This window comes from Mucilaginibacter sp. OK283 (genome assembly GCF_900110415.1).
GTDB lineage: Bacteria > Bacteroidota > Bacteroidia > Sphingobacteriales > Sphingobacteriaceae > Mucilaginibacter.
Genome location: NZ_FODR01000019.1, coordinates 44,902 through 67,103, shown reverse-complemented (window position 1 = coordinate 67,103; position 22,202 = coordinate 44,902). Strand labels below are relative to the sequence as shown.

General features: G+C 41.4%; 27 protein-coding genes. 15 read left to right on the top strand and 12 right to left on the bottom strand.

All coding sequences use genetic code 11. The annotated features are described in order from the left end of the window. Positions 1 to 8: 8 nt before the first annotated feature. From BMX56_RS28155 to BMX56_RS28140, 4 genes are all read right to left on the bottom strand, one after another. Entirely contained in the window at positions 9 to 428 is a 420-nt protein-coding gene (locus tag BMX56_RS28155; RefSeq protein ID WP_090653050.1) for an endonuclease domain-containing protein, read from the bottom strand. Between the two features lie 131 nt (positions 429 to 559). Continuing rightward, entirely contained in the window at positions 560 to 1,354 is a 795-nt protein-coding gene (locus BMX56_RS28150; protein ID WP_255369947.1) for a copper homeostasis protein CutC, read from the bottom strand. Positions 1,355 to 1,418: 64 nt separating this feature from the next. Beyond that, positions 1,419 to 2,432, bottom strand: a complete 1,014-nt coding sequence (locus BMX56_RS28145; protein ID WP_090653049.1) for a N(4)-(beta-N-acetylglucosaminyl)-L-asparaginase — start codon at positions 2,430 to 2,432, stop codon at positions 1,419 to 1,421. Between the two features lie 197 nt (positions 2,433 to 2,629). Beyond that, positions 2,630 to 3,070, bottom strand: coding sequence for a putative signal transducing protein (locus tag BMX56_RS28140; protein WP_255369946.1), 441 nt, complete (start codon positions 3,068 to 3,070; stop codon positions 2,630 to 2,632). Positions 3,071 to 3,128: 58 nt separating this feature from the next. On the opposite strand from BMX56_RS28140, the gene BMX56_RS28135 reads away from it, so the two are divergent. The 5 genes from BMX56_RS28135 (at position 3,129) to BMX56_RS28115 (ending at position 5,986) form a co-directional block, all read left to right on the top strand. Further along, positions 3,129 to 4,097 (top strand): helix-turn-helix transcriptional regulator, encoded by a 969-nt coding sequence (locus BMX56_RS28135; RefSeq protein WP_090653048.1) that lies wholly within the window; start codon positions 3,129 to 3,131, stop codon positions 4,095 to 4,097. A gap of 56 nt (positions 4,098 to 4,153) precedes the next feature. Then, positions 4,154 to 4,504: a DoxX family protein gene (locus BMX56_RS28130; protein ID WP_090653047.1), complete on the top strand. Its 351-nt coding sequence runs from the start codon at positions 4,154 to 4,156 to the stop codon at positions 4,502 to 4,504. Between the two features lie 4 nt (positions 4,505 to 4,508). After that, positions 4,509 to 4,949 (top strand): EVE domain-containing protein, encoded by a 441-nt coding sequence (locus BMX56_RS28125; RefSeq protein ID WP_090653046.1) that lies wholly within the window; start codon positions 4,509 to 4,511, stop codon positions 4,947 to 4,949. Between the two features lie 11 nt (positions 4,950 to 4,960). Next, positions 4,961 to 5,383 (top strand): SRPBCC family protein, encoded by a 423-nt coding sequence (locus BMX56_RS28120; RefSeq protein WP_090653045.1) that lies wholly within the window; start codon positions 4,961 to 4,963, stop codon positions 5,381 to 5,383. A gap of 135 nt (positions 5,384 to 5,518) precedes the next feature. After that, entirely contained in the window at positions 5,519 to 5,986 is a 468-nt protein-coding gene (locus tag BMX56_RS28115; protein ID WP_090653044.1) for a GyrI-like domain-containing protein, read from the top strand. A gap of 8 nt (positions 5,987 to 5,994) precedes the next feature. Here the strand turns inward: BMX56_RS28115 and BMX56_RS28110 are convergent, their stop codons facing one another. After that, positions 5,995 to 7,308: an MFS transporter gene (locus tag BMX56_RS28110; RefSeq protein ID WP_090653043.1), complete on the bottom strand. Its 1,314-nt coding sequence runs from the start codon at positions 7,306 to 7,308 to the stop codon at positions 5,995 to 5,997. 142 nt (positions 7,309 to 7,450) lie between these two features. Beyond that, complete coding sequence (locus BMX56_RS28105) at positions 7,451 to 8,260, bottom strand: SDR family oxidoreductase (RefSeq protein ID WP_090653042.1); 810 nt, start codon at positions 8,258 to 8,260, stop codon at positions 7,451 to 7,453. Positions 8,261 to 8,518: 258 nt separating this feature from the next. Between BMX56_RS28105 and BMX56_RS28100 the strand changes: the two genes are divergently transcribed. Continuing rightward, positions 8,519 to 9,715 carry an NADH-quinone oxidoreductase subunit D gene (locus tag BMX56_RS28100; protein ID WP_090653079.1) on the top strand — a complete coding sequence of 399 codons (1,197 nt, stop codon included), beginning with the start codon at positions 8,519 to 8,521 and terminating at the stop codon, positions 9,713 to 9,715. Positions 9,716 to 10,339: 624 nt separating this feature from the next. Here BMX56_RS28100 and BMX56_RS28095 read toward each other — a convergent pair. Beyond that, positions 10,340 to 11,449, bottom strand: coding sequence for a S1C family serine protease (locus BMX56_RS28095; RefSeq protein WP_090653041.1), 1,110 nt, complete (start codon positions 11,447 to 11,449; stop codon positions 10,340 to 10,342). A gap of 15 nt (positions 11,450 to 11,464) precedes the next feature. Then, complete coding sequence (locus BMX56_RS28090) at positions 11,465 to 12,034, bottom strand: RNA polymerase sigma factor (protein ID WP_090653040.1); 570 nt, start codon at positions 12,032 to 12,034, stop codon at positions 11,465 to 11,467. Positions 12,035 to 12,452: 418 nt separating this feature from the next. Here BMX56_RS28090 and BMX56_RS28085 point away from each other — a divergent pair, with 418 nt between their 5' ends. From BMX56_RS28085 to BMX56_RS28075, 3 genes are all read left to right on the top strand, one after another. Continuing rightward, positions 12,453 to 12,644 carry a hypothetical protein gene (locus BMX56_RS28085; RefSeq protein WP_090653039.1) on the top strand — a complete coding sequence of 64 codons (192 nt, stop codon included), beginning with the start codon at positions 12,453 to 12,455 and terminating at the stop codon, positions 12,642 to 12,644. A 185-nt stretch (positions 12,645 to 12,829) separates the two neighbouring features. Next, complete coding sequence (locus BMX56_RS28080; protein WP_090653038.1) at positions 12,830 to 13,048, top strand: hypothetical protein; 219 nt, start codon at positions 12,830 to 12,832, stop codon at positions 13,046 to 13,048. Between the two features lie 174 nt (positions 13,049 to 13,222). Continuing rightward, positions 13,223 to 13,423 carry a hypothetical protein gene (locus BMX56_RS28075; RefSeq protein ID WP_090653078.1) on the top strand — a complete coding sequence of 67 codons (201 nt, stop codon included), beginning with the start codon at positions 13,223 to 13,225 and terminating at the stop codon, positions 13,421 to 13,423. Between the two features lie 193 nt (positions 13,424 to 13,616). On the opposite strand, the gene BMX56_RS28070 is transcribed toward BMX56_RS28075, so the two are convergent. Continuing rightward, positions 13,617 to 14,072 (bottom strand): PA2169 family four-helix-bundle protein, encoded by a 456-nt coding sequence (locus BMX56_RS28070; RefSeq protein ID WP_090653037.1) that lies wholly within the window; start codon positions 14,070 to 14,072, stop codon positions 13,617 to 13,619. 90 nt (positions 14,073 to 14,162) lie between these two features. Further along, the gene (locus BMX56_RS29935) at positions 14,163 to 14,324 is read right to left on the bottom strand and encodes a phosphatidate cytidylyltransferase (RefSeq protein WP_143065551.1); all 162 of its coding nucleotides are present in this window, start codon (positions 14,322 to 14,324) and stop codon (positions 14,163 to 14,165) included. 916 nt (positions 14,325 to 15,240) lie between these two features. Between BMX56_RS29935 and BMX56_RS28065 the strand changes: the two genes are divergently transcribed. Continuing rightward, a complete protein-coding gene (locus BMX56_RS28065; RefSeq protein WP_090653036.1) occupies positions 15,241 to 15,462 on the top strand; it encodes a hypothetical protein in 222 nt (73 codons plus the stop codon). 90 nt (positions 15,463 to 15,552) lie between these two features. Further along, on the top strand, positions 15,553 to 17,055 hold the full coding sequence (locus tag BMX56_RS28060; protein ID WP_090653035.1) for an ATP-binding cassette domain-containing protein: 1,503 nt from the start codon (positions 15,553 to 15,555) through the stop codon (positions 17,053 to 17,055). A gap of 119 nt (positions 17,056 to 17,174) precedes the next feature. Here the strand turns inward: BMX56_RS28060 and BMX56_RS28055 are convergent, their stop codons facing one another. Then, a complete protein-coding gene (locus BMX56_RS28055) occupies positions 17,175 to 18,365 on the bottom strand; it encodes a carboxypeptidase-like regulatory domain-containing protein (RefSeq protein ID WP_090653034.1) in 1,191 nt (396 codons plus the stop codon). Between the two features lie 302 nt (positions 18,366 to 18,667). Next, positions 18,668 to 19,309, bottom strand: coding sequence for a hypothetical protein (locus tag BMX56_RS28050; RefSeq protein ID WP_090653033.1), 642 nt, complete (start codon positions 19,307 to 19,309; stop codon positions 18,668 to 18,670). 196 nt (positions 19,310 to 19,505) lie between these two features. Between BMX56_RS28050 and BMX56_RS28045 the strand changes: the two genes are divergently transcribed. The 4 genes from BMX56_RS28045 to BMX56_RS28030 all read left to right on the top strand — a co-directional run bounded on the left by BMX56_RS28045 (position 19,506) and on the right by BMX56_RS28030 (position 22,174). After that, positions 19,506 to 20,861 carry a DEAD/DEAH box helicase gene (locus BMX56_RS28045; protein WP_090653077.1) on the top strand — a complete coding sequence of 452 codons (1,356 nt, stop codon included), beginning with the start codon at positions 19,506 to 19,508 and terminating at the stop codon, positions 20,859 to 20,861. Between the two features lie 32 nt (positions 20,862 to 20,893). Then, a complete protein-coding gene (locus tag BMX56_RS28040; RefSeq protein WP_090653032.1) occupies positions 20,894 to 21,160 on the top strand; it encodes a hypothetical protein in 267 nt (88 codons plus the stop codon). Positions 21,161 to 21,283: 123 nt separating this feature from the next. Further along, positions 21,284 to 21,613 (top strand): gliding motility protein GldC, encoded by a 330-nt coding sequence (gene gldC, locus BMX56_RS28035; RefSeq protein WP_090653031.1) that lies wholly within the window; start codon positions 21,284 to 21,286, stop codon positions 21,611 to 21,613. Between the two features lie 135 nt (positions 21,614 to 21,748). Next, the gene (locus BMX56_RS28030) at positions 21,749 to 22,174 is read left to right on the top strand and encodes a hypothetical protein (RefSeq protein WP_090653030.1); all 426 of its coding nucleotides are present in this window, start codon (positions 21,749 to 21,751) and stop codon (positions 22,172 to 22,174) included. The last annotated feature ends 28 nt before the right edge of the window (positions 22,175 to 22,202 follow it).

Genomic DNA, 22,202 nt, shown 5'->3' with positions numbered 1-22,202 from the left:
CCCGATAGTTATTTTAACAATTCTAAATCGAACTCCTTCGGTAATCTGATTTTAGGATTGATCCTAACAATATCAATCATGCTTTCAATAGTTCTGATCACATTAGGCATATCATTTTTCATTTCGGATTCAGAGAATCGAATAAAAACAATCCCAAAGCTTTCCAGCTTTTGCTGCCGCAGTTCGTCTTTAATAAATGCTTCCTCATAATTGTGCGACATGCCGTCAATTTCTATAGCAAGCATCAAATCTTTACAATAAAAGTCGACTATGAAATTATCAATGCAACGTTGCCTGTCAAAATCAAAGCCCATGACCTTATTGTCTTTTAATTCATTCCACAGTAGCACTTCGCCAAAAGTCATATCCTTTCTGAGCTTCCGGGCCAAGGCCTTTAGTTTTGGATTATAGGGGATGATTCTTGACATGAGTATCACGTTAGTTTGGAAGGACACTTTGCGAAACCCCTCCCTACCCTCCCGAGGGAGGGAATCGCACGTACCCCGGCTCTTTTAGCTGCCGATAAAGGAGTTAACATTCGTTGTCTTGCCTCTTGATTCTAATTCCCATTCGCCAACTCGATCAACTTCTTCACCCTGTCAACACTGGTAACATCAGTAGTCTCCTCATCACCGGGGACATCGCTCAGCAGGATATGGTCATTATGGTATTGCATTTTGCTGCGAACAGGTATGCGTGCTGATGAATGCACCTCGGTTACATTGGTAAAACGAACCAGGTCGGCAACGTTGGCTTCGTTTACGCCGGCGCCGGGCATGATGCTGATGCGGCCGGCCGCCTTTTCTACCAGGTGGTTTAAAACAGTAGCACCTTCCATCGCTGTGCTTTTGCCGCCGGAGGTAAGAATCCTGTCGCAACCTATTTCAATAATATCCTCCAGTGCCTTATAGTGGTCTTTACACATGTCAAAAGCGCGGTGAAAGGTGACACCCAATCCCCATTGTTTGGCAAGGCGCACCATTTTAATGCACCTATCCTTATCTACCGTGCCATCAGCATGTAGTATGCCAATAACTACACCGTCGCAACCGGCATCAATGCAATAACGGATATCGGCCATCATAATATCGTATTCCAGGTCGGTATACAAAAAATCGCCGGCGCGGGGCCTTATCAATACAAAAAGTTTAATATGCAACAGCTTGCGGGCCATTAGTATTTGCCCGTGCGATGGGGTTGTGCCCCCTTCCTTCAGGTTTTCGCAAAGCTCAACCCGGATAGCGCCACCATCTTGTGCAGCCACAGCCGATGTAACCGAATTAGAGCAAACTTCGAGAGAAACTTTATTGGTCATTTTTACTTTGTGGATGAAAGCTAATGGTTCATGGATCATAGTTCATGGCTCGCTGTAGCAAGGTATAGCTACCATGAACCATGATCTATGAACTATAGGCTTATTACTTATAATAGCTTTTACCTGGTATCAATAAATCCTGTTGTTTGGCATCACACACCGCGAACGAGAAGCCGCTTTGGATAGCATAGGCGCCATATTCGCCTTTTTTGTTGATGGCCAAAAAGCCAACCTGGATTTGTTTGGCGGTTTCGGGTTTCTTTTTGATAATGCGGTGCACGGCTTCCTTACAGGCATCCTCTGGCGATAAGCCCTGGCGCATCAGTTCAACAACCAAAAAGCTGCCTACGTTGCGGATCACTTCTTCGCCAACACCGGTTGATGTGGCGCCGCCAACTTCATTATCAACATATAGTCCGGCACCAATGATGGGGCTATCGCCCACGCGGCCGTGCATTTTAAAAGCCATGCCGCTGGTGGTACAACCGCCCGATATATTGCCTTTGGCATCAATAGCCAGCATGCCAATGGTATCGTGGTTATATTTGCCGCCAGGGCGGTTGCTACCGTTTTCTATATTCATTACCGGGCTGTATTTGGCTGTTTTAAGCCATTCTTTCCAGGCCTTTTCGGCCTTAGGTGTCAATAGCTTTTCCTTTTTCATACCCTGCTCAACGGCAAATTGGGTAGCACCTTCGCCAACGAGCATCACGTGGGGCGTTCTTTCCATTACCATACGCGCAACAGATATCGGGTGCGCTATATTTTCCATCGCCGCAACCGATCCGCAGTTGCCCAACTCGTCCATTATGCACGAATCAAGGGTAACGTGGCCATCACGGTCAGGTGTACCGGTACGGCCAACTGTACCGTTGGTTATGTCCAGTTCTTCGGGTACACGTGCACCCGCTTCAATCGCATCCAATGCGCGGCCGCCTTTTTCAAGTGTTTTCCAGGCCTCCTTGTTAGCTAAAATGCCAAAATCCCAGGTGGATATCACGATGGGGAAATTACCTTCGGGTTTTAATGAAATGGTTTTTGCTATAGCTGACTTTGAAAGTGCTGCTAAAGAGGCACCTGCAGCTGATATTTTGATGAACTTGCGGCGATTGTACATATCGCTAATATAGCTAAAACAAGCAAAAAGTAAAGAGCCTTAGCCTAAATCCTCTCCAAAGAAAGCCTCACCCAACCCTCTCCAAAGGAGAGGGCTTTTAAAAGAATAATGGGGCATATTTAAAATCAGGATGTTTTATACATCTCGAACCTGCAAATCAAGAACCCTCTCCTTTGGAGAGGGCAGGGTGAGGCTCTTTACTCAAAATCCTGGTGGCAATTAAAGCAATGCCAGGCCTTGCGGGCATAAAACGGGAAAACCAGCAGCAAAAATGATACAATGGCGGTGAGCCAATGTGCTTTTTCAACAGTAGCCTCGCCGTGGCGTACGTTGGTTGAGCCACAAAAAGGGCATATTACCGCGCTGTTCGTTTCTTCATCCAGTTCAACATGGTCAAGGTCGTGCATATCGCCTTCGGCGGCTAATATGGCGCGGCATTTCTCCAGGTCGCGTTCAAATATTTTAAGTTTGATGCCGCCTACCGCCTGGTTATACAGCGGGTTTGCAGTAAGGGTATTTTCGTCGGCTATAAAGCAGGGGATTCCATTATCTTCCAGCTTGGTGCGTACAATGTGCGCCAGCATAACATCGTAATAGTTTTCAAATGTTATAATTTTGTCGTCCTGTTCAATAGCCATAAAGGTTATAATTGAAATAATAATACAAATGTAACCCCTTTTTTGTTTAATTTGGTGTATGAACCGCATCGACCGTATATCTGCCATTTTGATTCAATTACAATCGCGCCGGGTAGTTAAGGCCGGCGATATTGCCGAGCGATTCAACATTAGCCTGCGCACAGTTTACCGCGATATTAAAACGCTGGAAGAAGCGGGTATACCCCTGATTGGCGAAGCCGGTGTGGGTTACTCCATTATGGATGGCTACCGTTTACCGCCCGTAATGTTTACCCGCGAAGAGGCTACTGCTTTTTTAACCGCTGAAAAGTTTGTAGAAAAGTTTACCGATGCTACAACTAATATACAATACCAATCGGCCATGTATAAGGTGCGGGCCATTTTAAAAACATCCGAAAAAGATGCGCTTGAAAACCTGGATGGCAGTATTGAGGTGATGAAAAGCTACGGCCATGGGCGGACGGTAAGCAATAACGATCATATTCAAACCATATTGAACAGCATCATCCACAAAAAGGTGGTGTGTATTGATTACTTTGCCGGTCATAGCCAGGAAAATACCAGGCGGGACGTGGAGCCTGTTGGTGTTGTTTACCTGGGCAGTTTTTGGCACCTTATTGCCTACTGCCGCCTGCGCAACGATTATCGGGATTTCAGGATCGACCGTATTCGCAAGCTGGCGGTAACCGATGTCAGTTACAACAACAGTAAACATCCTACTTTAAAAGCATATATAGCGCAAACCGCCAAAGAAAAAGAATTGGAATTGGTGGTGATCAGGGTTGATAAAGAAATTTATAATTACCTGGAACACCAAAAATATTACAGCGGCTTTATCTCAGAAAAAAATGTGGGCAATAAAATAGAAATGACCTTTTTAACCGCCTTTATAGAGAGCTTTGCCCGCTGGTACATGATGTTTGGAGACCATGCCGAGATTATTAAGCCCGATGCCTTGAAAGATAGGGTAGCCGCCATCATCACCGCCATAAGTCAAAAAAACTTGCAGGAACAGGATTCCTACTGACATACTGCTGTCATCAGCCCGTGTTTTATTTGTGTCGTAATCAAAATCTACAACACATGGAAATTAAAACAATCCTTTTATGGGTACTGCTGTTAACATATGTGGTACCGGGCTTCATTTTTGGCTTCCAGAAATTAATTGGTCAAAAAGAAAAAGTACGGCAGTTTAAAGACTGGGGCTACCCGCTTTGGCTAATGCGCTTGCTGGGCTTTATTGAAGTGCTGGGCAGCAGCCTGATGCTTTACGGCCCAACCCGCGTATACGGTATGGCGCTGTTCCCGGTAATTCTGGCCGGTGCCATTTACACACATATCAAATTTCGAGATCCTAAAAAGGAGGTAATGACGCCCGTTTACGTAGGGCTGCATTTATTGGTCATATTTTTGTTAACCCTATCAATAGCTTAACGTTATGAAATACTGGATAACCGTAGTATCAAAAGATCATATTACCCGCGGCGTGGCCGGCGGTTTTATGCAAGCCAATCATGGCAAACAAGGGCCGCTAACCCGTATGGCAACCGGCGATTGGGTAATCATCTATTCGCCTAAGAAGAGTATGGAAGGCGACGAAAAACTGCAGGCCTTTACAGCGATAGGCCAGGTTGCTGCCGATGAGGTTTATCAATATAAAATGAGCGAAGATTTCAAACCTTTTCGCCGCGATGTTACTTACTATCAATGTAAGGAAACACCGATAGTGCCCCTGGTAGCTCAGTTGAGCTTTATGCCCAATAAACAATCATGGGGTTATCCCTTCCGCTTTGGTTTTTTTGAACTACCCGGGCACGATTTTGAGCTGATAAAAAACCAGATGCTAACAAACGAACCAACACCAATAAACAATAAATAAAACACTTCATTATGGAAAAACTAACGTTAAAAACCGAAATTAAATTTAAAGCCCCTGCCGCTAAAGTTTGGCGAGGCCTTACTGACCCGGCAATGGTAAAAGAATATTTTTTCGGCACCAATTTAGAATCGACCTGGAAGGTAGGGGAGCCCATTAAATTCAGCGGCGAATGGGAAGGGCATAAATATGAAGACAAGGGAACCATCCTGGAAATTGAGCCGGGCAAATTTGTTACGTACAGCTACTGGAGTAGCATGGCCGGTACCGAAGATAAGCCTGAAAACTATGCCAATATCACTTACAGCCTGGATGAGGAAAACGGCGAAACCACTTTAACTATTATTCAGGATAATATTAAAAACCAGGAAGCCAAAGAGCACTCTGAACAAAACTGGCAGGGGATGTTTGAAGGGCTGAAAAAGATGATTGAGTAGATGTGCAGATTACAGATGTGCAGATTTCAGATTGGCCGGTGTGCAAATGAGGCTGACCGGTCACTTAAAAGCACACTAAATAATATGCGCATCTGAAATCTGCACAATAATTATAAACCAATATAACCAATAATAATGACATCAATAACAGCAAAAGTGCACCTTAAAGGCTTCTTTCTGGAAGGTATTTCGGTACGCACAACAAATCAAAACGGTCAATCGGCAAAGGATATTGGCGAGCTTTGGGGCCGATTTATGGACGACGATGTGCTGTTGCAGATTGAAGACAGGATAACAGACGAGATATACTGCGTGTACACCAACTATGAAAGCGATTATACCGGCTTTTATACCGCTGTGCTGGGTTGTAAAGTAAGCTCGTTGGATAATATCCCCGGAGGGCTGATAAGCCTGATAGTACCTGCGGCTGATTATGTAAAATATGTTGCCAAGGGCCGCCTGCCCAATTGTGTAGCCGAAACCTGGCAACAGGTGTGGAGCAGCGATCTCGACAGAAAATACATCGCCGATTTTGACGTTTGGGGCGTTAAGGCACAAAACCCCGACGACGCTGAAGTGGAGATTTATGTTGGAGTTATCTGAATTCAGAATTACGCCAACGCTTCGGCGGCCTTCATTTTTCGTTCAAAAATCAACAGCGTGATCAATAAAACAAAACCGATTGAAAAGAAACAATCAAGCACCAGGGCCGAATCGCGCATTTCGCCTGTCCATCCCTCTACAAAGCCGAAAGTAAACAGACCTACTACAATTGATAATTTTTCGGTGACATCATAAAAGCTGAAATACGATGCTGTGTCGGGGATGTTCGGCGGGATGTATTTAGAATAGGTTGAACGCGATAACGACTGTACGGCCCCCATAACCAGGCCAACAAAAACAGCGGCAACGTAAAACTGGTTTGCATTGGCAATAAAGTAAACGCATGCGCATATTACACACCACATCCCTACTATAACCGATAGGGCTTTAACGTTGCCATATTTTTCTGATGCTTTAGCTGTTATAGCAGCTCCAATTATAGCCACCACCTGGATAACCAGTATTATGCCTATTAATGCATCATCGGGCATTTTAAGCTCTTTGGCGGCAAAGTTGGCCGCCACAAGCAAAATAGTTTGTACCCCTACCGAGTAAAAGAAGAACGCAGGTAAAAAACGTTTTAATAAAGGCAGCTGTTTAACTTTTTTGAAAACTTTAGCCAACTCCTTAAAGCCACCGGTAAACACATTATACTCATGCGATCCTGCATTTGGCGTCCCCTTGGGTAAAAGGTAAAATGGAATAAGCGAGAAGCCTATCCACCATAAGGCAACTATCAGAAAAGAAAGCTGGGCCGATTTATCTTCCGTCATCCCAAACCAGGCGTGCCATTGCACAAATACCAAACAAAGCACCTGTACCACAATACTACCGGCAAAACCATAAATAAAACCCTTGGCGCTTACCGCATCCTGCTTATCGATGGTGGCTATTTGCGGCAGGTAGGAGTTATAAAATACAAAGCCGCCGCAATACCCCACAGAGGCCAGCCCGAAACATATCATCCCAAACTCAAAGGTCTTCATCTCAAAAAAATACAAACCAAAACAGGCAAGTACCCCCAGCCAAGTAAACAGTTGCATGTACAGTTTTTTGTGGCCCTTGTAATCGGCGATGGAAGTTAAAATTGGCAATAGCGCTACGATGATCAGGTATGATAGCCCGAGGATATAATTTGACAGCACTGTATTTACGTACCGGTGCCCAAAAAAAGTAACCATCCCCTTCGGATTATTGTACTGGGTAATACCTACATAATAAGCCGGGAATATGGTAGATGTTATTACCATGTTATACGACTGGTTGGCCCAATCGAACATAGCCCATCCCCAGATGGTTTTTTTGTTGTTTTTTTCTTGCATTGTTTTGGTGAGGGGGTCGATGGTGAGTGGTTAATATTCTGAATCAGAATTTTCAGAATTAAAGAATTGGCAGAATTAAAAAAGAAGCATTTTCAAATTCTCAAATCTTCAAATTCTCAAATTAAATCAACCACTCGTCAACCTACTTAATCCCGTAATGGTCGTTCATTAATTTTACAAAAACCGAGCCTGGTAAAATAGCCTTAAGAGTAGGCACTATGGTTTGGCCTATGGCACCCACCAAATAGCTGTGTGCGGGTTTTGATTTGCCTACTATTTTTACAATTTGAGCTGCCAGTTTTGAAGGCGCAGCACCAATGCTTTCGTCTTTTTCCATGGCGGCAACGGCTGCGTCAAACTCTGCTTTCAATTTATCATTTTTAAGGGTAAAAGGCAGTTTTTCGCGGTTGCCGGTAAAGTCGGTTTTAAAGTCACCAGGATTTACTACCGATACCTTGACGCCTGTATTTTGCAATTCCATACGCAGGCTTTCGGAGTAACCTTCTATCGCGAATTTTGATGCGCTGTATAAGCCCTGGTAAGGAAGGCCAAACAAACCGGCCAGCGAGCCAATGTTGATAACAAGCCCTGTACCCTTTTCAATCATACCCGGCAAAACGGCGCTGCTTACACGTACAACGCCAAAAAAGTTAACTTCAAACTGTTTTTTTGCAGCATCAACCGGCATGGCATAAAGCGGGCCGGTAATACCGTTACCTGCATTGTTAACCAAAACATCAATCTTGCCTTCGGCTTTAATAATAGTTGCAATAGCCGCGTTTACAGATGCATCATCGGTAACATCCATTTGTAAAGGCATAAATGATACATCGCTGATGCGTTTGATATCGCGCGTGGTGCCATAAACAGTATGGCCCTGGGCAGCAAGTGCTGTTGCGGTAGCCAAACCTAAACCGGATGATGCCCCTGTTACAAGAATTACTTTTTTCATTTTTTGATTGGTGATTAAATACTTTGAGTTTTGAATTATTTATGCAGGGAAATAATTTGCCATAAAACTATAAAATTATAATTACCGGGCGATGCCGGATAGCAAAAAAGCCTAAAGTATTTTAAAGAATGCCGACAGCGGTGCAAATTAAAAGCTCATTAAAATTTATGCCCTATATTTAATTTTACGTGAATTTTGCCCGATAAACGAAAAAAATACTGATTTTTGGCATCAACAAAACAGCACGCAACATTGGTTATCACTAATTCAAAATACGAAGAAGCGCTTCTTAACTACAATAAAAAAATTGCAGATGCCAGTGTAGAGGATATGGTGCTTAATATGGGCCCGCAGCATCCATCTACTCACGGCGTTTTGCGTTTGGAGCTGATAACCGATGGCGAAATTGTAAAGGAAGTAATACCTCATATTGGTTACCTGCACCGATGTTTTGAAAAACATGCCGAATCATTAACTTACCAGCAAACCATCCCTTTTACCGACAGGCTTGATTACCTGGCATCGATGAACAACAGCCACGCATTTGTGATGGGTGTTGAACGCATGATGGGCATTGATAAAGATATCCCAAAACGCATTGAATACATCCGTGTGCTGGTATGTGAACTTAACCGCATTGCATCGCACCTGATAGCTATTGGCACCTACGGTATTGATATAGGTGCTTTTACCCCTTTTTTATGGTGCTTTAGGGATAGGGAGCATATTATGGGTATGCTGGAGTGGGCATCCGGATCGCGCATGTTGTATAATTACATTTGGGTAGGTGGCCTGTTTTATGATTTGCCGGTTGGCTTTGAGGAGCGCTGCCGCGATTTTGTGGAGTATTTTAAACCCAAAATGGTGGAACTTAACCAGCTGCTGACCGATAACCAGGTATTTATATCGCGCACGGCAGGTGTTGGCATGCTGCCTTTAGATGTGGCCATTAATTACGGTTGCAGCGGCCCTATGCTGCGGGCATCGGGCCTTAAATGGGATTTACGTCGTATTGATAATTATTCGGCCTACCCCGAGCTTGATTTCGAAATCCCGATAGGTACCGGCCTGATGGGCAAAGTGGGTGACTGCTGGGACCGTTACAAAGTACGTGTCGACGAAATTGAACAATCTGTAAGAATTGTAGAGCAATGCCTCGACCGCCTGCAAAAAGAACTAAAACGCACACCGGATTTTGACCCGCGTGCAAAAATGCCCCGAAAAACTATCCCCAAACCCCAGGATTACTACGTACGTTGCGAAGGCGCCAAAGGCGAACTGGGTTTCTACTTTGTTGCTGACGGCAAATCCGAAATTCCCACCCGTGTAAAAGCTCGTGGGCCAAGCTTTAATAACCTTTCCGTATTGCCCGAAATTTCAAAAGGTGTACTGATTGCCGATTTGATTGCTATAGTAGGATCTATTGATTTTGTGCTTGGAGAAGTAGATCGGTAGACTACTGTCTTGCTACTTGATACTTACTACTTGATATTAACTTGGGCGTTGCCTGCACAGGACAAACGCATGTAATTGGGTTAACATAACTTAACACATTTCAAACAAAATACTTATAAATATTTAATAATCAATATTTTATATTTTATCATGGTTAACACTAAAATGATATTTTTCGCATTTAAGCGCATCCAAATATTTGTGCCGGTGGTTGGTTAAAACAGGTACCGAAACAACCTGGAGGGGGTGCCTTTAGTAAATTTAGCTAATACTAAATACTTGCTACTATAATCAGGGGCGTTGCCTGCGGCCGGGCTTTTTGCTCATACTGCACAGGCCTTAGCCGTAGCCTGCCCTCTTTCCCTTCACCCGGCCGGTATCCGCGCCAATCCCTAACGCAAATTGTCTGAACTCGAATTAAACGAATTAAAGAATTAACAGAATTCAAAGGCCAATTCGAGAAATTCTAAAAATTCGTTTAATTCGAGTTCAGACATGCAAATCAAAATCCAAAAAAATCTGATAAATCCGACGAATCCTGTTCAGAAAAAAGCCCCTAATAAAAAAAGAGACACCTTACGGCATCTCCTTTCAATTATTAATTTTTATTGGAATTGGGCGTTATTAATAAGCTTTAACCATAAACACATAGTTTTTTAGCTTTTTAACTTGTTGCGGGCGGCTTAAACCTGCCAGCGTGTTTTTTGTACTTAGGGTTAAATCCTTGCTCAATGAGTCGGATGGTATATTTTGTATCGCTTTTAACAGATAAGCCGATTTTTTTGCAAAACCTGCGCCAGCCATTTCGGGCTGTCTGCCGCTTATAATACCAACAACATTTCCTTTACTATCTAACAACGGACCACCGCTATTTCCGGGATTAACGGGAATAGATACCTGGTATTCTGTTGTATCGCCGGAGTGGCCATTTCTTGCTGTTAACGAACCTGGACCATAATTTTCTTCGCCGCTTGGGTAACCTAAGGTATAAACATCTTCGCCCAAATCGCTTAATGGTTTCTTAAAATTGTAAGGCACATTTCCAAGATCTTTAAACGCAGGATCATTTATCTGCAAAATAGCTATATCGTATTTAGGCTCGGTATAAATAACTTTTGCATGAAACGACTCTCCGGCCGCATTCTGTACATATACAGAATCGGCATCCCTAATGATGTGATAATCTGTTGCTATATAACCATTTGAAGATAACGCAAACCCGGTTCCCCTGAAATTACCAGGGTTGGTAAGTTTCTTCTGCTTATCTGTTATTCTTTGATTGGCCAAATTATCAGTCTTTTGGGCCAGCTTGTCTGTTTTATTGTTGAGCTGATCAACTTTTTGACTTAACAATTCAACATCATTTGAATTATGATTATTCAGCTTCCCTGTAAAAAACAAAGTACTCAATATGGCAAAAATAGCTATAGAAGCAGCTACCGATATTTTTGAATGGTGATGCCTCCACATGCTAACTATCCAGTTAGGGTGTATCATCAACTCTTCCTTCAAAGTATGCACATCAATCTCGTTGTGGATAGCATCCAGGCGTTTTTCCAGCTCAATGCGTTCGCCGTATTGTTTAATTAGCCCTACAAATAGTTTGTGTTCTATTACCTTGCTGTCAACATTAGCGTCGTTTTTACGCAATATCTCAAATTCGGCGCGTTCGGCGGCCGTCATATCGCCGTTAAGGTACCTTTCAATCAATTCCAGAATCAGGTTCTCGCTCATCTCTTTACACTCCTTTTACTTCTGCTGAAAAAATAACTTTTTCAACCTTTGCAGGCATTTATACTTTTGCGTTTTGGCATTATCGGCATTGGTGTACCCAAAACGTTCGCAGATCTCCTGCATCGATCTGTTATGTATATAAAAATCTTCCATAATAGTTTTACACGGTTCGCCTAACAATTGGAGGGCCGCCTCCATTTTATTAAACTGTATATCCCGGTCATTATGTTTTTCAACCTCGTCATCAACAGGCAGGAATTCTTCAAAATCCCTGATATCGCCTCCGTACCTGTTCATCTGGCTTAGCCTTTTAAGCCAAAGCCTGCGGCAAACCGAGTAAATGTATGTTTTAAGCTTGCTGCTTAATTCAAACTCGCCCGATTTTATTTTGTTATAAAGAACAATAATAGCTTCCTGGTATATATCCTTGGCATCATCCTCATTTCCGTTATTGTTGATAATTAACTGTAATATCATAGGGAAATAGGTTGTGTATAGCCTTTTCAGTACTATTTCCGAATTGTTAAGTATCCCAAGAACTATTTCGCTGTCTGTTGGTGCCGAAGCTTTTAAGTCTTTATTCACTCTTAATACTGTTTATGCCAAAATGTAACCCAACGGTGTAAAAAAAGAATCAAGAGTTAGGAGTCAAGAATCAAAACTGACTAAAAGTAGTTAAATTCAATACAAAATGATACAATTTAATTATCTGCCCGGACATTCAAACCGGGCTTTTTCCTTTCTTGATTCCGGACTCTTATTCTTGTTGATTCTCTTCAAATGTTAATACTGTAATTGCAAATAAGTAACCCCTGGAACAAATTATATTATAGCGGGCAAATCTGCAAAAAAAAACTTACAACCAAACTTACCGCTACTACCTTAAGATAAATAGCAATATAATATTTTACTTTTTAATTAATTTATTGGGTTACCTTTTTCATTTAAGTGTATTAACAACAGTAAACGTTAAAAAAACACTAACATTTTAAAACACACAACGATGAAAAATTTAATGAAAACCAGCTTTGTAGCTTTAGTTATTGCTGCTTCTTTCTCAGCTTGTAATGGTGATGCTAAAAAAGGTGATAGCGATACTACCGTTAAAGTTGATTCAACAGTTAAAGTTGACTCAACAGTTAAAACTGATTCAACTAAAGTTGATACAGTAAAAAAAGATTCAGTTAAAAAATAATTAACTGCTATAGTGCTATAAAAAAGATACCGGGTATTCCCTGCAATTCTTTTTATGGTTTAATAGTTTTTTTTGATAAAAAGGTAACCAATATTTTTTTAAAAAATCATGGGTTACCTTTTATCATTAATTTGTATTAATAACCGAACGATCAAAAAATTATTAAAACTTATAAAACTCAAAACATGAAAAATTCATTCAAATTAGGCTTAGTTGCCTTAGCTATCGCTACTTCATTTGCTGCTTGTAAAGGTTCTGGTTCATCTTCAGCTGCAGATTCAGCTAAAGCAGATTCAGCGAAAGTTGATTCAGTGAAAAAAGATTCAACTGCAGCAACTGATTCAACTGCTAAAGCTGGCGAAGCTAAAGTTGACTCTGTAAAAAAAGATACAGCTAAAAAATAATTACTAAGCCTTTAAACTGGCTGAAGTATAAATTTTCATGCCTTTTTATAGATTTATTAGTTTATTTACAATAAAAAAGGTAATCTGTAATTTTATTTTAAAATTATGGGTTACCTTTTTTTGTTTAAGGTATTAACAGAAAAACTATTAAATCACTCATTAAAAAAATTGAACATGAAAAATTCATTCAAATTAGGCTTAGTTGCCTTAGCTATCGCTACTTCATTTGCTGCTTGTAAAGGTTCTGGTTCATCTTCAGCTGCAGATTCAGCAAAAATGGACACTGCAAAAATGGATACAGCTAAAGCAGATTCAGCTAAAACTGATACAGCTAAAACTGACACTACCAAGAAAGACACTACTAAAAAAATGTAATCTGACTTTTTTTAGATTTCTAAAAAAACGCACCTGGTTTTCAGGTGCGTTTTTTTATGAAGTATCAAATTGTTTATCAGTAGCAAGTATCAGGTTCCAAGGTTATTTGCCAGGCAGTAAAATATTCACCTAAGAAGTGCCGCCTATCAAACCAAGGCATCACAACCCGGTCTTGATACGTGATACTAATTTCTTAGTGAACACTATCGCGTAATGCTTTTATTTCGTCGTGCGCATCCAATATTTCGGCTTGTTGCCTGGTTATAATATCGCGTAAAAATGCGGGAATATATTCTTCGTCCAGCGCTTGCCGGTAAGCTTTTACAATAGCGTCTTCGCCAAATTCGCACTCTTCTAAAATATCGTGCGTATCATGAGCAGTAAAGGCCGCCTTTACATCCAGCCAGGCCCGGTGTATTTTACCACTGGTTGAAGTGCCCGTGTCAATATCTTTGCCCAACACCTCAACTTCTTTGCCCAATTCATTTTTATACCGATTGCTTGCGTCAATCAAACTTAAAAAAAGCATCCTCAAATCGCTTTCGCCATCTTTTAAATCTTTAAGGGCTCGCTCATACCCTTTTATCCTGTCGTTATTAATCTGAACCAGGTCATTTAAAACTTCTGTTGTTGCTTGTGAATTTTCCATGATGAATTATGTTTTTATACAAGTACAACCTATCTGAAATCAAATTGTTTAATCAAATAGATAAAAAATATACTACTAAGAAATAATTGTTCACTTCCTAAATAGTGAAATAAGCCACACGATAACCAAAACAACAACAATAACTGATATCACGCCAACTACGGCGCCCGCCTTAAATATCCCGGTGATAACAGAGCAGCCGCTTAGTGTAGAAAGGACTAACCCGATCATCAATAAATGAATTTTTTTCATAACATTTTTTTATAAGTGTATATAACCCAAAGAATATTGCAGGCATTTTTTTCTGCATCCAGCCTATCTGGTAACAAGAATCACGCCTTTTTTCGAAGTCGGGCATAAACAGCCAATGCCTCCTTTTGATGTGGTGCAGAAATATTTAAAACTTCATCAGCCGCATAAAGTAAAAAAGCCACCTTAAATTATAACTATTATACTTTTTGGCGTTAAGGGGTTGCACTATATCGTGTTTCTTTAATGCCTTTTGTTTGCCCGCACGCAGTTGCGCCGCTGTCTGGCCTGCAGCCGTGGCGGCCAGAAGTATTTTCTCCTAAGGAGTTGTCTGAAAACGAAAATTATTCATTACCGTTAACGGAGGTTGACGGTAAAAGGAAGCATTATTGGAGGCTTTGACTCAATTAGTAAAGCAGCTGGCCCCTTGTTTTTTAGTCATTATTCCATTGGCCAAAGGCAACGGAGCAGATTTTTATACAATACGAAAAAAATCTAAATCAGATTTAGGCAGCTGCTAATATAAAAAACCTTCAATTTTCCTGGCGATAAAGAAAGCCTGCGGGCAAAATGGCAAGTGTACATAAGTTTGATAAAAAGTGTATAGCAGAACCTACACACGGTTGATTAAAAATCCTTTTTTTAATCAACCGTGCGTTGTAAAGGCTAAATGAGGTGGTATTTATGATGATTTTTTTAACCTGAAAAATAAAATATAAAACAATGATTAAATATTAAAACAATTTCAAAACGGAACGGTTATTGCGTATTACAACAAAGAGAAGAAGAAGTGCCAATCTATTTAGTTTTATCAAAACACAGGTATTAACATACTTATAGTGCATGTTTTGGTTAAATTTTAGCTGATGCCGAAATATTTTCATAATTTTGAATTATCTATTTATAACTACATATTGCTATGACTTTTGAAATACAACCAAATATTAAATGCGAAAATTGCATAAAATGTGGAACCAGGCCTCACATTGAACAATCAAAAAAATATTGGATTGTTGCCTGCCCAAATAAAAAATGCAACAATTTTGTGAAAGATGAGATGGTTAATATTGAAGGTTGGAACAGGCTAAACAAGAGTAACGCCAACATTACGCCAAACCAAAACTTTAAGAAAACTGCTTAAGCCTTTCGTTAATATTTAAAATAAAACAGCACTATGCCTAAGCGCTTTTTTCGGGCAGATGTTTAATTTTGCCGGCTACTAAAGCAGTTCATGGCTAATACTATTTTTTCTATAAACAGTGCTACTGTAAGATTTTTGAACAACACCCTGTTTGAAAATCTTACATTTGCCATCAATAAAGGCGAAAACTGGGCGCTCGTTGGCCCAAGTGGGTCTGGCAAAAGCGCGCTACTACAAACTATAGCCGGCCGCTTTAATATTACCGGCGGCTCCGTTACTTACAACTTCGAAAGCAAGCCTGACGGTAAAATGCCTGTTACCGGCGGTAGCGGCAATAAAACAAAATTAATTGCCATTGTTGAGCCCAGGCACCATTTCCGAAATTTATCAAACACTTCCGACTTTTATTATCAACAGCGCTATAACTCGTCCGATTCAGAGGATGCTTTAACTGTTAATCATTATTTAAATAACATCGTCGGCGAAGCTACACGTGGATATTGGACTTTACCCAGGGTAATGCTGTTATTAAATCTTGATCCCCTGCAGGATAAACAATTGATAAAATTATCAAACGGCGAAACAAAACGCCTGATGCTTGCGGCTGCCCTACTTAAAAATCCTGTTTTATTATTGCTCGATAATCCGCTAACCGGCCTTGATTTAAAAACAAGGCAGGGGTTTAATGATATTATCAGGCAGATAACCGCATCGGGCATTAATTTAATTATTGCTACCGCACCACATGAAATTCCGGAAGCCATTACCAACGTGGCCGTGCTAAATGCGGGTGCGATTATTCATGAACTTGCCAGGGCTGATTTTAAACCGGAGCAGTTTATTACCAATGCCGGCGATAGTATTGACATAACAGCGCTTAGCAGTTTATTAAACACAGGTAAACCGCGTGTAACCTATAACCATATAGTAAAAATGGAAAACGTGCACATTCAATACGGCGACAAAGTAGTGCTGGATGATGTAAATTGGGAAATTAAAACAGGCGATCGCTGGGCTTTGCTTGGCCCCAATGGTGCGGGCAAATCAACATTGCTCAGTTTAATAAATGGCGATAACCCGCAGGCTTACGCCAACCACATTGTTTTATTTGATAAAAAACGCGGAACAGGTGAAAGTATCTGGGATATCAAAAGAAAAATAGGTTTTGTATCGCCCGAGCTGCATCAATATTTCCCTACGGATAACAGTTGCCTGCAGGTAGTTGAATCGGGATACTATGATACATTGGGCCTATTTAGGCCAAGCAACCAGCAAATGGCAGCTATTGCCTTGCAATGGATGAAAACGCTTGAAATTGACCAATATGCCCGGATACTTTTAAAAAACATACCGGCAAGTGCCCAGCGTTTATGCTTACTTGCTCGGGCGCTGATTAAAAATCCTGCACTGCTTATTTTTGATGAACCCTGCCAGGGAATGGATGACCATCAGCAACTTCACTTTAAAAACCTGGTAGATACCCTTTGCAGGTTAAGCAATGTAACATTGATATATGTAACCCATTACCAGCATGAAATCCCCGAGAGCGTTAACAAGGTTTTAACACTCGATAAAGGGAAAATTGTTGATTAGTCATTTAGGGGCAAGGTTGATGGGCAAAAAAAATGTTTTTGAAACCTCAAATAAATCCGACAAATGACCAATGACAAGCGCAGCGACAATGACCAATGACAACGAAGCGCAATGACTAATTAGTCCCCCGGCTCATAATCAACCGGCAGTAAATCGCATAGCTTGGCTTTTGACCAGGTACCCTCGTAAAGAGGGGCGGGATTTGATATTACGGTGCCGTTGTTATCAAACAAGGCGTAAGTACCGTAAAGGGTAATAATGCTGGTTTCAAAGTTTTCCATATCCAGCGGGCGGTATACATCTTTAAATTCGGTAAGTTCGTGCTTTTTGGTATATACCACGTACAAAAAGTGCGGAAAGGTAATGGCGTAAATGCCGGCCTCGGGTGTACTGCGCAAAATTTCCATCGGCTGGTACGGAATCTTCACCACATTTTCGTCGCTCCATTTGGTTAGGTTACTGAGTTTGTACCAGTGCATAACCGAGTCGCGGTTGGTTTCTTTATATCTTTTTATTTTTTGCTGTATCAGTTCTTCTGGTGGCCGTTCGCGGTTAAGGACTCGGGTAAAGTCGTGAGCTTCAAAACCCTCTTCCTTTAATTTATCTTTATATAACGACCTGAAAAAATGCTGGGGCGAGCCATAATAAGCTTCCTCACGTTTGTGTTTCCATATTCTTTTTTGTTCGGCCGATCCCGGCAGGTTTTCAAACAATGCCCTGCCCGAGTATTGTATGGTATGCTCAATACCATCACTTACAAAGTTTTTAAGTAAATATTTGGTGCGGTACCCTAAAGCCTTGTTCTCCATCACCAAAAACTCATCAGCATCAGCTTCCAGCCGTTGTTTACTGCGGTGATAATTAAGGTTAAGCACGCGCGGGTTAAGCACTTTGCACAATTTAGAGTTTTCGGTGGTGCCAATAAATTCCCTCCTGAATTGTTCGTAATTTTTTTTCCAGTCGGCATTGCTGCTTATCACAACTTCGCGCAACATCAATACTTTTTGGGTGAGGGATATATCGAGCTTTAAGGGCACATGGCCTACCTGCACCGTTTGCGAGTAATCCTCATATCCCACTACTGTAACAATAAGATCATACTGGCCGGGCTTAATACCCGAAAGGGTAAACGTGCCATCCTCGGCAGTTGAGGTGCCGTAAGTAGCGTTATTTAAAAATACACTGGCATTGGCCAATGGCGATTTACTTTCGCCATGTACCACCTTACCGGTGATAGTAGCGGATTGCGCCAAAACAAACAAGGGGCATAATAAAACAAAGGCTATAAAAACTATCCGGATTGGCCGCATTAACTAAAAATACTGAAATAATTATTCAAGCTACTAAAAAAAGTATTTTTTATGAACACAACATGAATTGCCAAAGTATTTATTTGTTGATATAAGATTTTTACAATGGGGTTCGGGTTGCGGGTAGCGTGTTGCGGGTCTCTATTTCTTTCTATTTGCCTTTTATTTGAAACGGCCCCAAGTAAATCCTCTACTTAATTAATTTCTCCCCTACCAGGGGAGATTTATATGAGGCTTGCTTACTAATGCCTACCCTGATTTCGTTATTCAGGGCAGACATCACTCACCACTCACCACTCAAACTACTGTTTCCCCCAATAATAATTTACACCAAACCCAATATTGGTATTCAGGCCTATGTTAAATGAATTGGCTTTGGTTTGATAATCATGGGTATACAATATATTACCAAAGCCAAGGTTTACAGCCAGCTTTTTAGTGGCAAAAAATACGATGTTGGGATTGCCGCCAACACTTATCGAGCCCGATTTAAAGTTGTTGATATCATTTGCTTCGGTAACGCCAAACTGCGGGAATATGCCAATCCTATCATTCAGCATACAATAGTACCTGAAGTGGATGCCTAATGACAGGGCATCAGTATGATACTTACGATCATAGGTATAACTGGTGGTGCCACTGCCCGCCAGCGCGGTATAAACAGATGTTTCGGTACCACCTGTGCGTGAATAGCCCGGTTGGATGCCAATGGCCCAGTTTTTTGACAGGAACATTCCAAAGTCGGGGTTAATTTGCAGGTTAGATATACCATGATTGGTATAAACTGTAGTACCGGCTGCGTACGAATAGGTGTTGGTATAGCCATACCCATCGTAATTGTAATTAAGGCTGCCGCCAATATAATACCGGCCCGTGCCAATTTGAGCTTTTGCAGCAAAAGAGGCCGCCACAATAAATAAAAGTGTAAATAAGTGTTTTTTCATTGCTGAATTTTATAGGTGTAAAAAACGAAAGCAACGGGATATAACCACCAGGCAATAAAACAGATAAGGTAAAGTACTGCATATGGTTAACATCTCATGCATCCTTTATTACGGCTTTAAACGTAAAAGTGATACTAAAGGTTGGCGCAATATAACAAACAATAGCCCTAATCAACAAAAAGCCTATCTTTGCGCCATGGGTGTATCTTTTGAAGAATTTAATTTTAACCGGCAAATTTTAAACGCCATTGCCGATGCCGGTTATACCGAAGCTACGCCTATACAGCAAAAAGCCATCCCGCCTATCATGAACGGCCAGGATGTAATGGGCATAGCGCAAACAGGTACCGGTAAAACGGCGGCTTATGTGTTGCCCATAATCATGAAGCTTAAATATGCCCAGGGCCAGGTCCCCCGCGCGCTCATTATTTCGCCCACGCGCGAACTGGCCATGCAGATTGAGGAAAACGTTAAAACCTTTGCCTCCAACACCGACCTTAGGGTTGTAGTACTATACGGTGGCCTGGGCCCAAAAACACAAATAGAAAACCTTAATAAAGGGGTAGATATCATTGTAGCCACCCCCGGCCGCTTTATGGATTTATACCTGGCGGGCCATATAGTTACCAAAACCCTGCAGGTACTGGTGCTTGATGAGGCAGATAAAATGATGGATATGGGCTTTATGCCCCAGATTAACCGCTTGCTTGAAGTTGTACCGGTAAAAAGGCAAAACCTACTTTTTTCGGCCACCATGAGCGATAAAATTCATGAGCTATCTAATAACTTCCTGGAGTATCCAACCATTATTGAGGTTACCCCGCAGGCAACGCCCGCGCAAACGGTAAACCAGCAGTTGTACTATGTACCCAATGTGAAAACCAAAATTCACCTGCTAAAGAAGTTATTGGAAGCCGAGGGAGAAATTACCAAGCTGATGATATTTTGTAAAACCCGTGTTGTGGCCGATGACGTTTACAAATTCCTGCTGCGCAAATTTGGCGAAGGAGGGGTTAAGGTGCTACATGCCAATAAAGGGCAAAATACCCGTATTAACTCCATAAACTCGTTTAAAAACGACGAGGTTAAAATACTGGTAGCAACAGATGTGGCATCGCGAGGTATTGATGTAAGTGATGTAAGCCATGTTATTAATTTTGATGTACCTGTTGTAATAGAAGATTATGTACACCGGATAGGCCGAACAGGCCGGGCCCTGCAATCGGGTGAGGCCATTACTTTTTGCGGCCCTGCAGAGGAATACTATCTTAAAAAGATAGAAAAATTGATTAAGCAAACCATCCCGGTTTCGGCCATTCCGGATGATGTTTTTATTGAGGAGACAGGCTACGATGAGCGCCAGGAAATTGCGAAGGAAATTGATATGCAAAAGCGTAAAGACGATCCCGATTTTAAAGGCGCTTTCCACGAAAAGAAAACCCTAAATCAGCATAAAAAGTTCGACGAGGCCAAAAACAAGGTAAAATATGGCAAAGCCTACAAGGCAGCCGGCGGAAAAACCAGATCATCATCGTCCCGAAAAAAACGTTAACCGATTTTAAACACTTCAACATAAATTAATAGATGAAATTGCGCATTACCCCGTTAAATTTTGCAACCACATTTTTTTTGGTGGTGGCTGTTTATATCTGGATAAATGGAGCAGCCATTGCCGGCCGGCCGTTAGAAAACTGGAGCGGCACCATAGGCTGGATCTTCCTGTTATTTGCGGCGGTGGTGTTTTTTATGGACCTGATGTTCCGCAACTTTTTTGCCGAGCTTAAAAAGCTATGGATTATTGAGCTGTGCGTAATAGCCCTTATCGCCGTAATCTTTTTCCTGGTTAAATAAACACTCCCTTTATTTCCATAATTTACATGGTGGATAAGTAGAATGTTCAATCAAAAATTACAAACCCATTATAATCCGGTCGCTTTAAAATAACCTACTTTTGCGACTTCAATAAAACAGAAAATGAAAACTGCCGAAATAAAGCTGACCGTTACGCTCGACGATAATAACGTGCCCGAAAACATTATGTGGGAATCAACCGACTCGCAATCAAAAGAGGCATTGCCCGTAAAATCGTTCATGCTGGCCCTGTGGGACCAAAGCTACAAAAATACCCTGCGCATTGACCTGTGGACCAAGGATATGCCGGTTGACGAAATGAAACGCTTTTTTTACGAAACCCTGCAAACCATGGGCGACAGCTTTTTACGCGCCACCGGCGAAAAAAACATTGTTGAAGACCTGCGCGATTATTGCGCCCACTTTGCCGATAAAATGGAAATTAAACAATAAGTTGGTGAGTGGTGAGTAGTCAGCGGTGAGTGGTCAGTTGTGAATTTTGCATTTTTAGATCAAACATTCACAAATTACTATTCACCTCTCATTACTCACCGCTCACCATTCACCGCTCACCATTCACTACTCACCATGCGCCTTAGTTCAATTTTTTCATTTGTGGGCTTCGTATTGCTTTTTGCCGGTACTTATTGCCCGTTGTTACGTCCGTTTCATTTATTTAACTGGAACGTTTATCAGCTTAACCAGCCGTACGGTATTGTGCTTGTGCTGGTGGCAGTTATCGGTGTTATTTCATCATTTTTAAACCAGTATAAAATTACCCGTGCCTGTGCATGGGCATCGGTTATTTTAGTGGGGGTGTTGCTTATTGCAGCCGTAATAAAGGTTGAAACCACCTTTAGTTTTATTCCTTTCCATAAGTTTGATACACTTTTAACCAGGCAAATTAAATTTAAATGGGGTTGGTTTGTGTTATTCGCAGGCCCGGTGTTGGCGCTCATTGGTGCGTTAAGCGGCAAGCCTAAAAGCTTTGTTAAACCGCCCGAAACTGTTTAACAAAACCAAATTATTCCTGATATGTTTA